This is a genomic window from Streptomyces palmae, assembly GCF_004684805.1.
In the GTDB taxonomy this organism is placed as follows: domain Bacteria; phylum Actinomycetota; class Actinomycetes; order Streptomycetales; family Streptomycetaceae; genus Streptomyces; species Streptomyces palmae.
The window spans coordinates 1-13837 of the sequence record NZ_SRID01000176.1 but is presented as its reverse complement, the minus strand read 5'-3'; the positions used below and the strand labels follow the sequence as shown (position 1 = coordinate 13837).

The 13837-nt window shown below is 72.7% G+C and carries 13 protein-coding genes; 8 read left to right on the top strand and 5 right to left on the bottom strand.

Annotation, left to right across the window (positions count from 1 at the left end; all coding sequences use genetic code 11):
* Positions 1-62 precede the first annotated feature (62 nt).
* A complete protein-coding gene (locus E4099_RS34855; protein WP_135340237.1) occupies positions 63-1304 on the bottom strand; it encodes an ATP-grasp domain-containing protein in 1242 nt (413 codons plus the stop codon).
* Positions 1305-1470: 166 nt separating this feature from the next.
* Positions 1471-2370, bottom strand: coding sequence for an MmyB family transcriptional regulator (locus E4099_RS18680; RefSeq protein ID WP_167828413.1), 900 nt, complete (start codon positions 2368-2370; stop codon positions 1471-1473).
* 751 nt (positions 2371-3121) lie between these two features.
* On the opposite strand from E4099_RS18680, the gene E4099_RS18675 reads away from it, so the two are divergent.
* Positions 3122-4498, top strand: coding sequence for a Rieske 2Fe-2S domain-containing protein (locus tag E4099_RS18675; protein ID WP_135340236.1), 1377 nt, complete (start codon positions 3122-3124; stop codon positions 4496-4498).
* 61 nt (positions 4499-4559) lie between these two features.
* Here E4099_RS18675 and E4099_RS18670 read toward each other — a convergent pair whose 3' ends face one another.
* The gene (locus tag E4099_RS18670; RefSeq protein ID WP_135340235.1) at positions 4560-4907 is read right to left on the bottom strand and encodes a hypothetical protein; all 348 of its coding nucleotides are present in this window, start codon (positions 4905-4907) and stop codon (positions 4560-4562) included.
* Positions 4908-5195: 288 nt separating this feature from the next.
* Between E4099_RS18670 and E4099_RS18665 the strand changes: the two genes are divergently transcribed.
* The gene (locus E4099_RS18665; RefSeq protein ID WP_135340238.1) at positions 5196-6614 is read left to right on the top strand and encodes a DUF2252 domain-containing protein; all 1419 of its coding nucleotides are present in this window, start codon (positions 5196-5198) and stop codon (positions 6612-6614) included.
* A gap of 225 nt (positions 6615-6839) precedes the next feature.
* Here the strand turns inward: E4099_RS18665 and E4099_RS18660 are convergent, their stop codons facing one another.
* Positions 6840-7358, bottom strand: a complete 519-nt coding sequence (locus E4099_RS18660) for a ribonuclease FAU-1 family protein (protein ID WP_135340234.1) — start codon at positions 7356-7358, stop codon at positions 6840-6842.
* A gap of 233 nt (positions 7359-7591) precedes the next feature.
* Between E4099_RS18660 and E4099_RS18655 the strand changes: the two genes are divergently transcribed.
* The 6 genes from E4099_RS18655 (at position 7592) to mmuM (ending at position 12432) form a co-directional block, all read left to right on the top strand.
* Complete coding sequence (locus E4099_RS18655; protein WP_135340233.1) at positions 7592-7987, top strand: cell division protein SepF; 396 nt, start codon at positions 7592-7594, stop codon at positions 7985-7987.
* A gap of 55 nt (positions 7988-8042) precedes the next feature.
* Positions 8043-9206 (top strand): AAA family ATPase, encoded by a 1164-nt coding sequence (locus E4099_RS18650; protein WP_135340232.1) that lies wholly within the window; start codon positions 8043-8045, stop codon positions 9204-9206.
* On the top strand, positions 9203-9583 hold the full coding sequence (locus tag E4099_RS18645; protein ID WP_135340231.1) for a nucleotide pyrophosphohydrolase: 381 nt from the start codon (positions 9203-9205) through the stop codon (positions 9581-9583). The genes E4099_RS18650 and E4099_RS18645 overlap by 4 nt, the downstream gene beginning before the upstream one ends.
* Positions 9584-9715: 132 nt before the next feature.
* Positions 9716-10189, top strand: coding sequence for a DUF6099 family protein (locus E4099_RS18640; protein WP_135340230.1), 474 nt, complete (start codon positions 9716-9718; stop codon positions 10187-10189).
* Between the two features lie 116 nt (positions 10190-10305).
* Entirely contained in the window at positions 10306-11229 is a 924-nt protein-coding gene (locus E4099_RS18635) for an LLM class F420-dependent oxidoreductase (RefSeq protein ID WP_135340229.1), read from the top strand.
* Positions 11230-11508: 279 nt separating this feature from the next.
* The gene (mmuM, locus tag E4099_RS18630; RefSeq protein ID WP_135340228.1) at positions 11509-12432 is read left to right on the top strand and encodes a homocysteine S-methyltransferase; all 924 of its coding nucleotides are present in this window, start codon (positions 11509-11511) and stop codon (positions 12430-12432) included.
* 133 nt (positions 12433-12565) lie between these two features.
* Here mmuM and E4099_RS18625 read toward each other — a convergent pair whose 3' ends face one another.
* Positions 12566-13633, bottom strand: coding sequence for a helix-turn-helix domain-containing protein (locus tag E4099_RS18625; RefSeq protein ID WP_135340227.1), 1068 nt, complete (start codon positions 13631-13633; stop codon positions 12566-12568).
* Between the last annotated feature and the right edge of the window lie 204 nt (positions 13634-13837).

Sequence of the window (13837 nt, the reverse complement as noted above, 5' to 3'; positions counted from 1 at the left end):
GTCGGGGGGCGGCGGTCGCCGCGGGGCCGCCGGTGCCCGCCGGCCGGCGGGACTCGGCAGGGTCAGCCCTGGTCCGGGGCTGCTGCCGGGGTGAGCGGTTCGACCTCGACCCGGAGACGGCCGATGGCCGCCCGGGCCCGCCGCAGCGCGCTGTCCGCGTCGTCGCCGACGGCCAGTGCCTCGCCCTGCCGGTCGGCGGAGCCGCGCACCTCGGGGATCGTGTCGCCGACCGCCGCGGAGAGCCCGGCGAACCGCACGCCCTCGCCCGCCCCGGCCTCCGCCTCACCGCCGACAGCCGTCACCCTGCCCTGTTCGGCGGTGAGGAACCAGATGGCCGCGGCGCCGGCCACCGGCTCGTGCGACACGTCCGCGGGCTTGCCGGACAGCCAGGAGAACGTCATCTCGTGGATGTCGTAACCCGCGGCGAGCTTGACGAGTTCCACGATGGCGTCCCCGCCGGGACGGGTGTGGGTCTCCACGAGACGGGGCCCCGCGGCCGTCAGGATCAGTTCGGTGTGACCCGGCCCCTCCTCCACCCCGAGGGCGGTCAGCACCGACCGCGTCTCCTCGGCGAGCGCGGCACGCTCTTCCTCGGTGATCCGCGCCGGCACCACATGGCCGATCTCGACGAAGTTCTCGTTCTTGAACTTCTCGGTGACCGCGAGGATCAGGTGCTCACCGGCGGCACTGTGCGTCTCGACGCTGAACTCCCTTCCCTCCAGGTACTCCTCGACCACCCAGGGCGCCGCGCCCCTCCCGCCACCGGGGAACGCCAACCGTTCGGCGAGGGCGGTGAGCCCGTCCTGGTCCGAGATGAGGTGGACGTCCTCGCTGGCGCTGCCACCCCTCGGTTTGAGGATGACCGGAAAGCCGTTGGCGGAGGTGAACTCGGCCAGGTCGAGAGGGGATTCGACCTGGGCCGCCGCGACCTGTCCGACCGGTATTCCGCGCAGGACCTCCCGCATGAGGGACTTGTCGTTGACGGAGGAGACGGTACGCAGCGGATTCGCCCGCAGCCCGAGTTCCTGGTTGATCTGCGCGGCGGCTTGGAGGTACGCGTCGCCGGCGCTGTACGCGAGATCGAACGGGACGATTCCGTGCAGCGCCACGGCGACGCGCACCGCCACCCGGGGTGAGAACTCGGGAAGCAGTACGGCGGCGTCGACCAGCTCACGATGCCGCTCGCTCATATCGGATACGGGGCCGGTGTAGACGACCCGCAATCCGGCGTTCCGAGCCGCCTCCAATGCCTCCGTCCGCTTTCCTCCGACGAACAGCACGCTCGTGACAGCAGAAGTTCGCATCAGGGTGAGTCCTCCGTGGGAAAACACTGCCGGCAAGAGGTCGGACACAGGGAAGTCCGACGCCGAAGGGAGAGCGGCGGCCAGGTGGAGCGCTCGTCCCGGCTCATCATCACGGCACCGGCGCGGTGTTATCCACTGAAAAGTTTTCGGCCCAAAAGGCAGCCGTTCATATGCTCCCGATCGGTGCGAGGATGGCTGAACGCATCCGATCGGAAGCCGCTCGGACCGGTTCCGGCACGCGGTTCCGCCTCAGATCGCGGACGCGGTCCGCCGCGGGGCGGGGCGGGTGCTGGGCTTCCGGTTCGAAGAGGAAGATGAACAGGCGCGCTCCCGGACAGGACAGGGGCTGCGCCACACACATGTTGACCCGCCCGGGTCCGTACCGGGCGTGTGTCAAAGGACGCGCCTGCTCGTAGGGGTGGACGACGGCACCGGCCGACTCGTAGAGCTGAGCGGCCGTGAAGTCGGCCCGTACCGCCGCCTCGATCCGCAGCAGCACGTCGTCCTCGGGGCGGGCGGCGAGGTCGGCGCGGAGCGTGGACAGGACGTGGGGTGCCCAGGCCGTGTACCACTCGTCCAGCACATGCCGGCCGTCGAAGAGCATCCACCGCATCATGTTGGCGGGGCACTGACCGACCGGGAAGAAGTCCGCGAACGGAGGGTTGTGCGCCAGCACGTTCCACGAGGCGTCGATGACACAGGCCGCGTGGGAGATGCCCTCGACGGCGTCGTTCCAGAGGTTCGGCACCTGCTCCCCGGAGCGCGGGTTGAGCGGGCAGGGCGGGTCGCCGATGCCGGCGTAGCGGCACAGCGCGACCCACTCCAGCTCGGACAGGCGCAGCAGCAGCGCCAGATCGTGGAGCAGGTCGACCGGCGGATTCCGGTACTTGCCGGACTCCAGGCGCTGATAGGTCCCAGGGCCGCGGTTGAGCAGCTGGTCGACCTGGTGCTGGGCCAGTCCGGGCGCCCGCCGGCCCTTTCCGGTGGGACGCCTGAGTCCGTGCGATTCCGGCGCGACCGCAGCCCGTCGCTTGGTGAGGAGTACCCGTAGTGCCTGAGCATTCATCAGTGTTGCCCCTTGTGACGCGGGCCTCCCGGGCGTTCTCGGCGCGGTCTCGCAGCCTCATCCGCGTCCGGGATGGCGCAGTGCATGGCCTTTCCGGCTCAGGGGTGGTGCGCATGGCGCGGTACGTGCGCGACGTGCCCTCGTAGGGGCCGGACGAGTGCCGCCCTGCCGGCCGCAGGGCGACCGGGTGGTGTCCGGTCCCGACCCCCCAGCCAAGCGACCAGTATGTGCGCAAAATCTTTTGTCGGGCGATTCGCGGAGTGATTTTTTCGAGGAGATCCGAGATCCGTCCTGATCTGCACGGAGCGGCGGTGGAACACTTGGTGATTCGCGCGTGTCGGTCGTTGAAACAAGGCCGTTGTATGTGCCACGGGAAGCTGTGTGCCGACGGGCCGCGGCGATTCCCGGCACGTCGATATCCCAAGCCGTCGGGCGACGCAAGGGCAATATCACGCACGGTTTCTGGGTGGAAAAGCTTTCGGTGGATAACACCCGGCCGGCGCCTCGATGATGGGGGGACCCGGGACCCCGAGCCCGGTCCCGGCCCGAGGTGGGTCTCCGGCCTCGTGGGCTGTCCGTGACGGCGCGTCGCGGCGCCCGTGTCCGCGCCGGCCCGTCCGGAAGCGGTGCTGTGGGCGCGGCGGCGAGACCGCACACCCCCGGCCGCCGGGGCCGCCTCACCGAGCCGCCCGTTCGACAGCGGGACGCCACCTGACGGCACGACCGCACCCCGCACAGTGAAGGGACCACGATGCTCTCAGCCGAGAAGAACCGGATCTTGTCGGAGGTGGGTTCCGGCACGCCGATGGGCGAACTGCTCCGCCGGTACTGGCACCCGGTCGCCCCGGTCCTGGAACTGAGCCGGAGACGGGTCAAACCGGTCCGGCTGCTGGGCGAGGACCTCGTACTGTTCCGCACCTCGGACGGGTCCCACGGGCTGATCTCACGGCACTGCCCGCACCGCGGCACGGACCTCGGCCAGGGCTGGGTCGACGGCGATCTGATGCGGTGCCCCTACCACGGCTGGGCGTTCGACGCGCAGGGGCGCTGCGCCCGGCAGCCCTTCGAGGAGGCGGGGCCCTCCGGCGGCTTCCACGACAAGGTCGCCGTCGCCTCCTACCCCACGGCCGTGCTCGGTGGGCTGGTCTGGGCCTACCTGGGCCCGGACCCCGCCCCGCTGCTGCCCGACTTCGAGATGTTCGGCTGGGGGCACGGCTTCGTCGAGATCATCATGACCGAGCTGCCGTGCAACTGGTTCCAGTGCCATGAGAACGGCATGGACCCGGTCCACTTCGAGTGGCTGCACCTGAACGGGAACGCCGTGCGCGGCGACCGGGACAACCCCGAGTACGTACCGCGGCACCTGTCCATCGACTTCCTGGAGTTCGAGTACGGCTTCGTCAACGGAAGGGTGGTGGAGGAGCCCGCCATCCCGCCGAAGGGAACGTACGCGGGCACGAACGACGTGAGCGAGGGCGGGATCCTCTGCCTGTGGCCCTACACCCTGGCCTCCGGCAACACGATCGAGTTCCGGGTCCCGGTGGACGATACGCGCACGCTCAACATCACCTGGCAGTACTCGGTCCTGCCGGACGACGTGCCCGCGGGCAGGCAGGACCCCGACGAGATCCCGTACTGGTACGGCCCGCTCACCGATCCGGAGACCGGCGAACTCCTCCTGTCGCACACCGGCAACCAGGACTTCGCCGCCTGGATCGGCCAGGGCGTCGTGGCGGACCGGACCACGGAGAACCTGGGGCGCGGCGACAAGGGCATCACCTTGCTGCGGCGCAGGTACTTCGAGGCGATGCGGCAGGTGGAGCGGGGCGAGGACCCGCCCGGCACGGTGCGCGACCCTTCGGCCAACGAGCGGATCCAGCTCCCGCTCATGGGCAAGTCCCTCTACACCCAGGGGATGCCGCGCGAGGTGTTCGAGGAGAAGCTCGCCGCCCGCAGGAAGAGCGGCCTGTTCGGGATCGGGGGCTTTCTGACCGTCCAGGCGGGGCGCCCGGACCACCTCCAGAAGGCGTACGACGAGATCGCGGGCGTGTCACAGCCGCCGACCCCGGGGAACACCGCGGACCCCGCCCCCGCGAAGGCCCCCGGGGCCGCCGAGCGAACCGGGTGATCCGGCGGCTCGGACGCCGGGCGCGGTCCTCGGGGGTCGGTCCGGGGGCGCCTCGGGCACGTCACCACCCCACCACGCTGAAGCTCTTCCACGGCTGGTTCGCGCTGGCGGGGTTGTTGGTGAGCATGGAGCCCAGATAGGTGCGCTCGTTGCCGCCGTCGCCCCGGCAGTCGGGGGTGAAGTAGAGCCAGAAGTCCCCGGTGGTGTTGTTCGCCAGCTCGGTCGCGCCGCCGCCGGACAGCGGGTGGCAGGGGCCCCGGGAGGGGTCCTCGATCTGGTTCGTGCTGCCGTCCTTCGCGAGGTACTGGACGGTACCGACCGCGTTGTCCGTGGCGTCGGTGCACCCCGCGGCGCCGAACGCCAGGAGCAGGGATGCTGCGGGGAGCGTATGGCGCGGACGGATGTTCATGGGGCGCGCTCCTCGTCTGTGCGGCGGCTGCCGGGCGGGGCTGTCCGCTCCGCCCGGGTGGCACCACACTCCCGCCGGCCGGCCCCTTCGGCATCCGGGGTGCGGCCGGTCGGAGCAATCCCGGGGCCGGATGCGGCCGGGCCCGAGCTGTGGAAGCGTGGAGGGGACGGCAGCGGCCGCCGATCGGCGGCGCCGTTCTCGCCGAGGAGCGGTCATGGCAGGTCAGCGAGGCATCATCCGGCGTACCCGCGGTGCGCGGGGCGTACGCCGCGGACCGCGGGCCATGTGATGTGCTGCGCGGCCGAGGCCTCCGCCGGCCTCCTTGGACCCAGCCCCCGGGAGCGGGCGCGGCGGGGCAGGGCGCTGCGGGCGGCCGTGCCGCGGTCCAGCCATGCCGAGTACCAGCCGCCACCCGACCGGTCCGACCCGGTGGACGTGCTGGAGGCGCAGTCGGCCCGCCGGGTGCCGGAGCTGGTGCCGCTGCGCTACGGCCGGATGCTGGAATCGCCGTTCCGCTTCTACCGGGGCGCCGCGGCGATCATGGCGGCGGACCTCTCCCGCACCCCGAGCACGGGGCTCACCACCCAGCTGTGCGGGGACGCGCACCTGCTCAACTTCCGCCTGCTGGCCTCGCCCGAACGCCATCTGATGTTCGATGTCAACGACTTCGACGAGACGCTGCCCGGGCCCTGGGAGTGGGACGTCAAGCGCCTGGCCACCAGCCTGGTCATCGCCGCCCGGGACAACGGCTTCGCGGACCCGGTGCGCGCCCGGATCGTACGCGCCGCCTGCGCCACCTACCGCGAGCACCTGCGCACCTACGCCCGGATGCGCACCCTGGACGTCTGGTACGCCCACACCGACATGGCGGAGGTCCAGGTACGCGAGGCGCGGGAGCTGGACCGGGTCGGGCGCGAGCGGCTGACCCGGGCGATGGACAAGGCCCGCGGACACGACACCCTCCAGGCCTTCCACAAGCTCACCCGCACATCCGGCGGCCGCGTCCGGTTCGTCCCCGATCCGCCGCTGATCGTGCCGCTGGAGGACCTGCTGCCGTCCGGCGAGCGGGAGCGGACTGAGCAGACCATCCGCAAGCTGGTCGAGAGCTACGGGCGCACCCTGCGCTCGGACCACCACCGGCTGCTGGACCAGTACCGGGTGGTCGACATGGCGCGCAAGGTCGTCGGGGTCGGCAGCGTGGGGACCCGCTGCTGGGTCGTGCTGCTGCTCGGCAAGGACGCGGACGACCCGCTGCTGCTCCAGGCCAAGGAGGCGGAGGAGTCGGCGCTGGCGCCGTACGCGGGGGCGAGCCGGTACGCCAACCAGGGGGAGCGGGTGGTCGCCGGACAGCGGATGATGCAGGCGGCCGGCGATGTCTTCCTGGGCTGGCAGCGGGTCCGGGGCATCGACGGACGGCAGCGCGACTTCTACGTGCGCCAGCTGCGCGACTGGAAGGGGATCGCGCAACCGGAGAGCATGACCCCGGTCGCCATGGAGCGCTTCGCCGCGCTGTGCGGGGCGACCCTGGCCCGGGCCCACGCCAGGGCCGGCGACCGGATCGCGCTCGCGGCCTACCTGGGCCGGGGTGAGGTCTTCGACGGGGCCATCGTGCGTTTCGCGGAGGCGTACGCCGACCAGAACGAGCGCGACCACCGGGCGCTGCGGGACGCGGCCCGGGCGGGGCGCGTGCCCACCGCCTCGGAGTGAGGGCCCGCGGGCGTGCACACCTCCGCCCGGGCCGCCTACCCGGTCACTTGGCCCCTGCCGGGGGCCCACTGCCTCAGAGTGAGGGCCCGCGGGTGCACACCTCCGCCCGGGCCGCCTACCCGGTCACCTGGCCCCTGCCGGGGGCCCACCGCCTGGGACTGACGGCCCGGGCGCACACACCTCCGCCCGGGCCGCCTACCCGGCCATGTGCCCCTCCGGGGGCGGCTATGCCGTGAGCCGGTCGAGGCCGCCCTCGCGGGCCAGGCGCTCCAGCTCGTCCAGGGCCCGGCGGGCCTGCTCGGCCGCCTCCGGGTCGCGCTCCGGCAGCCCGCTCTCCAGGAACTCGTCCTCGTCCAGCCGCAGGATGGTCCGCCCGTCGGCCGAGACCCACAGGTCCAGGTCCAGGTCGGTCACCAGCAGCCCCTCGGGCTCCACCGAGGTGGGCCGGGTGATGTCGCAGTACCAGCCCTTCAGCACGCCGTCCCCGGTGCGTACGGTCTTGATCGAGTACCAGCGGTCGCGCCAGTAGCGCTCGGTGAACACATCGCCGGGCTCGAAGCGTACGAAGCCGAAGTCGCGGGCGTCCGGCTTGGCCCAGGGGGCGCGGACCACCACGCGGGTGCCGTCGTCCGCGATCACCCGGGCCGGATACCTCACCTCCGGCCGCAGGTGTTTGACCAGGGTGACCGTGACCTGCTCGCCCTCGCCCAGCACGCCCGTGCGCTCCGCACCACTCATTGCCATCTCCCCGCTCGCGTCCGGTGTTTCGGCACCGGGGCACCGGACCGACCCGGCGCACACGACCGCAGCCTCCAGTAACCGGACCGGAGCGGTCCACTCGTTTTCACGGCACGGCGACGGCCTCCGGCCCGCTCGGCCCTGCCTCCGGGCCCGTGTCGCGGAGCCGGGAATCGGCGGGGTTGTCCCTAGAATCGCGGGATGCAGATATCCAGCGTGTACGCCCGCGAGGTGGTCCGGTGAGCCGCCTCGACGTCACCGACGAGCAGTGGGAGGGGCTCGCCGAGGTCGTTCCGCTGCGGGGCCGGAACGAGTGGCCCTCCTGGCCCAACCACCGGGCGCTGCCCGAGGACGAACCCCCGCGCGAGGACTCCCGGCGCCTCGTGGTCATCCGGGCCCAGTGCTTCGCCGACGCCCGCGAGGTCGCCGGGTACCTCCTCGCGCAGATTCCGGTCCTGCTCGACCTGAGCGCCGCGGACGGCGATGTGGCCAAGCGGATCCTCGACTTCTCCAGCGGTGTCGTCTTCGGACTGGCCAGCGGGATGCACCGGGTGGACACCAATGTGTTCCTGCTCGCCCCGGCGGGCACCGAGGTCGCGGAGCAGCCGATGCCGGGCTCCGTCCCCCGTAGGTAGGAAGAACCGCTCGCCGGAACGGTTCGGCAGAATAATCGCGAGATACGTTCCGGTGATGAGCACATCGACGCTGCGGCCGGTGGTCACCGAGTTGAGGCTGTCCGCGTTCAAGGCCCACTCGGGCGCCGCCTTCGCGCTGGGGCCGCTCACCTTGTTCACGGGTGCCAGCGGCAGTGGGAAGTCCAGCGCGCTGGAGGCGTACGCGGCGCTGTCCCGGCTGGCCGGCGGTGAGTTCCTGGAGTCCGTGTTTCCCGACCCGGCGGCGTGTGTGCCCCGGCGTTCCCGGCCCGACCCGCAGGGGCGGCGCGGATTCCGGATCGGCTGCACGGTGGACGGGCCGGTGGGGGAGGTGCGGCTCGATCTGGCGGTGCAGGCCGAGCCCGAACTGCGGGTGGTCGGCGAACGGTTGACCGCGGGGGGCGAGACCCTGCTGGAGACCGCGCTGCGCGACCCGGGGCGGCGCAGCGTCCAGGCGGCCTGGCACACCGCCGGTACGGCCCAGGTCACCCGTGCGCCGCTGCCCGACGACCGGCTGGCCACCGCGCTGCTGCCGCTGCGGATCGCCGGCAAGACGGCCGGGCAGTTGTTCACCCTGGCCGCCGCCGAGCAGGTACTGATCGCCCTGCGCGCGGTCTTCTCCTGCGACCCGCGGCCGGAGCGGATGCGGGTCCCCGCCCAGCGCGGCGAGGGCCGGCTGCGCAGCGGCTGCGACAACCTCGCCTCGGTGCTGCTGCGCACCCGCACCGAGTGCGCCACCCGGCATGCCGCGCTGGTCGCCGCGGTGCGCGCCGGCTGTACGGGCCCGGTGCACGGACTGGGCACCGAGCAGGTCTCGGGCGGCTCGGTACGGGCCGTGCTGGAGCAGGGCGAGCTGGGCGTGATGCCGATCGACCGGCTCGGCGACGGGGAACTGCGCTATCTGGCGCTGGCCCTGGTGCTGATGACCGGGCCCGGGGTGCTGGAGGTCGATCCGGTGGCGGACGTGCTCCCGGCGCAGCAGGCACTGACCGTGCTGGCCGACGGCTTCGACCGGTGCATGGACGGCCGGCAGGCACGGGAGTTGCTGGATGTGGCCAGGCGGATGTGCGCCCGCGGGCACATCCGGCTGGTGGCCGCGGTGGGCCGTGCCGAGGACCTGGTACCGGCGCCGGAAGCAGGGGGAGCGCGGCCGGGGCGCGACGCGCGCGAGGGCGTGACGGTGGTACACCTGGGGGCGTGAACGACGTACCCGAGCCCGAACGAGCGCCGGCCCTTGATGTGGCCGCCCTCCAGCGCCGCCTCGCCGACTTCGCCGCGGCCCGCGACTGGCAGCCCTTCCACACCCCGAAGAACCTGGCGGTGGCGCTGAGCGTCGAGGCCTCCGAACTGGTGGAGATCTTCCAGTGGTTGACCCCGGAGGAGTCGGCGCGGGTGATGGAGCACCCCGAGACCGCCTCCAGGGTCGAGGACGAGGTCGCCGATGTGCTCGCCTATCTGCTGCAGTTCTGCGGGGTGCTGGGTGTCGATCCGCTCTCGGCGCTGGCCGCGAAGATCGATCGCAACGAGCAGCGCTTCCCCGTCGGGGATCCCAAGATCTCGCACCGTCACTCTTTGTAGTGATCGAGTTATCCACAGCGCAACTTCTGTCAACAGATTTCTGAATTCCCCTAGCTTTTCTGGCTGTTGACCATCACTCTGGGTAGTGAAAGCTTGACGGGGTGCTGAGTGAACGAAGAAGGGGCACGGGGCATGGACGCGATGCGGCTAATCGATGCCAACCGGCATGCCCTGGCGCAGGCCGGGACCGAACAGGACGTCGTGGTCGAGGCGTGGCAGGCCCATGCCCTGGCGGAGGCGATCGGCGGTCACCTCACGCTGCACGGGCCGCCCGAGGCGCGGACCGAGGCCAGTGGACTGTGCGAGGCGGCGGGCCGGGCGCGGGGCGCGCTGCACCACCCGGCCCTTCGGCACCCCGTGGTGCGGGGCGGCGGCATACGGGCCGTGCAGCTCACCGAGGTCAGGGATCTGCGGCGGGCACTGCCGGCGCTGGCCGAGCTGCTGGGGGACGCGGGCATAGCCCTGGTGCAGGTGGCCTCCGGTACCGAGGAGGAGGCGCTGTACTGGCAGTGCGTCGAGTCCATGGACGCCGCCGACGAGTGCCGGGACCGGGTGCGCGGCATCCTGCGGCACCTGGAGGTGCGGGAGCGGGGCGGCGCGGCGTAGCGGAGGCCGGCAGGGGCGTGAGGTGCGGGGTGCGGCGGGGGATCGGTATGCCCCGGTACGCCCCCTGGATCGGACCTGGTGAGCCGCGGTCAGCGAGAGCAGGCAGGATAGAAGATATGGATCTGCGAATCTTCACCGAGCCCCAGCAGGGGGCGAGCTACGACACCCTGCTCACCGTCGCCAAGGCCAGTGAGGACCTGGGCTTCGACGCCTTCTTCCGCTCCGACCACTATCTGAAGATGGGCGACGTCGACGGCCTCCCCGGGCCCACGGACGCCTGGATCACCCTGGCCGGTCTGGCCCGGGAGACCAGCCGGATCCGGCTGGGCACCCTGATGACCGCCGGCACCTTCCGGCTCCCCGGGGTGCTGGCCATCCAGGTGGCGCAGGTCGACCAGATGTCCGGCGGCCGGATCGAGCTGGGGCTGGGAGCCGGCTGGTTCGCGGAGGAGCACGCCGCGTACGGCATCCCCTTCCCGAAGGAGAAGTTCGCGCGACTGGAGGAGCAGCTGGCGATCGTCACCGGGCTGTGGCAGACCCCCGTCGGCGAGACGTTCAGCTACGCGGGGGACTTCTACCAGCTGACCGACTCGCCCGCGCTGCCCAAGCCCGCGCAGGTCAAGGTGCCGGTGCTCGTCGGCGGACTCGGCGCCACCCGCACCCCGCGGATCGCTGCCGCCTACGCGGACGAGTTCAACGTGCCGTTCGCCTCCGTGGAGGACAGCGAGCGGCAGTTCGGCCGGGTTCGCAAGGCGGCCGAGGAGGCCGGGCGCAAGGGTGACGACCTGGTGTACTCCAACGCCCTGGTGGCCTGCGTGGGCAAGGACGACGCCGAGGTCTCCCGGCGGGCCGCCGCCATCGGCCGCGAGGTGGTCGAGCTCAAGGCGAACGGCCTGGCCGGGTCGCCCGCCGAGGTCGTCGACAAGATCGGCCGCTACGCCGAGGCCGGATCCTCCCGGATCTACTTCCAGATCCTGGATCTGGGCGACCTGGACCACCTGGAGCTGATCTCCTCGGCCGTGGGCTCCCAGCTCGGCTGAGGGGATGCCCGGGGCGCGGGGCGCGGGGCGCGAGGCCCGTCCGTGGGTCGGCATCGGCGAGGGGCACCGAGCCGGGGTCGGCGAGCTGAGGCCCCGGCGCCTGGGGATCGATGCTCGCGACCGCGAGGACCGGGAGCCCTGAGGGCCGGGTCCTGGAGCCGGCGCGTGCGGTGGTGAGCGGAGAATCGGAGCAAGGACGAGGCCCCGAAGCCCGGTGCCCCGTGGCCCGGAGCGGGGAGTCGAGGGCGCCTTGGGAGAGCGGAGGGAGTGTGCACCGTGATGTCGGCCGCCCCTGAGACGGCTCCGCCGCCCGCCCTGCCGCTGGCCGAGGCGCTGCGGCAGGGCCCGCTGGTCCTGGACGGGGGACTGTCCAACCAGTTGGAGGCGCAAGGCTGCGACCTCGGCGACGCGCTGTGGTCGGCACGGCTGCTCGCCGACGATCCGCGGCAGATCGAGAGGGCGCACCGCGCCTATCTGCGGGCGGGTGCGCGGGTGCTGATCACCGCCGGCTACCAGGCGAGCTACCAGGGCTTCGCGCAACGGGGGATCGGGCGGGCGGAGGCGGCGGCGCTGCTGCGCAGCAGCGTGCGGCTCGCCCGGCGGGCGGCCGCGGGTCAGGAGCGGCCGATCTGGGTCGCCGCCTCGGTCGGCCCGTACGGCGCCATGTTGGCCGACGGGAGCGAGTACCGGGGCCGATACGGGCTGAGCGTCGCCGAGCTGGAGCGGTTCCACCGGCCCCGGATCGAGACCCTGGCCGAGGCGGAGCCGGACGTGCTGGCACTGGAGACGGTCCCCGACATCGACGAAGCCGAGGCGCAGCTGCGCGCGGTGCGTGGCTGCGGAGTGCCGGTCTGGCTCTCCTACAGCGTGGCGGGGGACACCACCCGGGCCGGGCAGCCGCTGGCCGAGGCCTTCGCGCTGGCCGCCGCGGACGACCAGGTGATCGCGGTGGGGGTGAACTGCTGCGCTCCGCGGGACGCCGACCAGGCGGTGCGCTGGGCGGCCGAGATCACCGGCAAGCCGGTGGTGGTCTACCCCAACAGCGGGGAGCGGTGGGACGAGGCGGCCCGGGGGTGGCGGGGCCCCGCCACCTTCGGCCCGCAGCGGGTCGCCGGCTGGCGGGCGGCGGGTGCCCGGCTGATCGGCGGCTGCTGCCGGGTCGGCCCGGACCGCATCGCCGAAGTGGCGCAGGCGCTGAGCTGAGCGGTCGGCCGGCCGGGTCGGCCCGGGGGGTGCGTCCACCGCGCTGACCGGGCGGCAGGGCTGCCGGGCCGGTTCAGGCGGTCCGCGGAGTCGGCTGGGGCCTGCCCGCTGGGCGGGTGGTCTGGGAGCCCGCTTACCGCGCCGGCTCGGGCAGTCGGCCCGCCGCCTTGGTCCGGGCGGACTCTCCGCTGTGCCGGCCTGAGGGGCCCACCTGCGGGGTCGCCCTGAGTGGTGTGCCGTCCGTCGAGCTTCGGGTGCGGAAGGAGCGGCGATAGTCGTAGGGCGGCACCCCCATCGCGCGGGTGAACTGCCGTCGCAGATTGGCCGCGGTGCCCAACCCGCACAGCTCCGCCACCTGGTCCATGGCCAGATCGCCCCCTTCCAGCAGGGCGCGGGCGCGTGCGATCCGCTGAGCCTGGAGCCAGCGCAGCGGAGTGGTGCCGGTAGCCGCGTGGAAGCGCCGGACCAGGGTGCGCGGGCTGGTGTGCGCCCGCTGGGCGAGCGCGGCCACCGTCAGCGGCTGGTCCAGCCGTTCGGCCGCCCAGTGCAGGAGCGGGGCGAGGGAGTCGTCGTGGTGCGGCGGCAGCGGCGCCTCGATGTACTGGGCCTGCCCGCCGGGCCGGTGCGCGGGCGCCACCAACTGCCGGGCCACGGTGTTCGCCGCCGCGCTGCCGAAGTCCTTGCGCACCAGATGCAGGCAGACGTCGATGCCGGCCGTCGAGCCGGCCCCGGTGAGCACGTCGCCGTGGTCGACATAGAGCACGGAGGGATCGACCCGTACCGCCGGATAGCGTTCGGCGAGCAGTTCGGCGTACATCCAGTGGGTGGCGGCGGTGCGGCCGTCGAGCAGGCCGGTGGCCGCCAACGTCAGCGCACCCGAGCACAGCGACACGATGCGGGCACCGCGCCGGTGCGCCTCCCGCAGCGCCTCGACCAGGGGAGCCGGCGGCTCCGCGCGGACATCGGCGGTGGCCGGGACGATCACCGTGTCGGCCTCCAGCAGTTCCCGGGTGCCGTACGGGACCTGCGCCGCGAACGAGGAACGGGTGGCGACCGGGCCGCCTTCCGCCCCCACGGCGCACAGCCGAAGCTCGTACCAGGGGTCGGGGATCTCGGGGCGGTCGGTGCCGAAGACATGGCAGGGGATGGCCAGTTCGAAGAACGGCATGCCCTCGGTGACCGCTACGGCGATGGTCGGCATGAGGGCACTGTATGGCAGGAATGTAGCGGGTGCTGTCAGTACTGCCACTCGAACCGGCCGGCGCCCGGCACGATGCTGGATGCACATGACGCATTCCGTTGTGAAGCCCCAGGGGTGCGGTGTGCCCGGCGATCCGGCCCGTACCGGTGCCGCGCCGGCCGCCCGACCCGCCGACCCCGCCGCCACGACCGGACCGGTTCCCGC

Bases quoted from the DNA above. Each gene is read 5' to 3' on its own strand.
- E4099_RS18625 (WP_135340227.1), bottom strand. From the start codon at position 13,633: ATGCCGACCATCGCCGTAGCGGTCACCGAGGGCATGCCGTTCTTCGAA.
- E4099_RS18680 (WP_167828413.1), bottom strand. From the start codon at position 2,370: ATGAATGCTCAGGCACTACGGGTACTCCTCACCAAGCGACGGGCTGCG.
- E4099_RS18665 (WP_135340238.1), top strand. From the start codon at position 5,196: ATGTGCTGCGCGGCCGAGGCCTCCGCCGGCCTCCTTGGACCCAGCCCC.
- E4099_RS18640 (WP_135340230.1), top strand. From the start codon at position 9,716: ATGGACGCGATGCGGCTAATCGATGCCAACCGGCATGCCCTGGCGCAG.
- E4099_RS18635 (WP_135340229.1), top strand. From the start codon at position 10,306: ATGGATCTGCGAATCTTCACCGAGCCCCAGCAGGGGGCGAGCTACGAC.
- E4099_RS18650 (WP_135340232.1), top strand. From the start codon at position 8,043: ATGAGCACATCGACGCTGCGGCCGGTGGTCACCGAGTTGAGGCTGTCC.
- E4099_RS18660 (WP_135340234.1), bottom strand. From the start codon at position 7,358: ATGGCAATGAGTGGTGCGGAGCGCACGGGCGTGCTGGGCGAGGGCGAG.
- mmuM (WP_135340228.1), top strand. From the start codon at position 11,509: ATGTCGGCCGCCCCTGAGACGGCTCCGCCGCCCGCCCTGCCGCTGGCC.
- E4099_RS34855 (WP_135340237.1), bottom strand. From the start codon at position 1,304: ATGCGAACTTCTGCTGTCACGAGCGTGCTGTTCGTCGGAGGAAAGCGG.
- E4099_RS18675 (WP_135340236.1), top strand. From the start codon at position 3,122: ATGCTCTCAGCCGAGAAGAACCGGATCTTGTCGGAGGTGGGTTCCGGC.
- E4099_RS18670 (WP_135340235.1), bottom strand. From the start codon at position 4,907: ATGAACATCCGTCCGCGCCATACGCTCCCCGCAGCATCCCTGCTCCTG.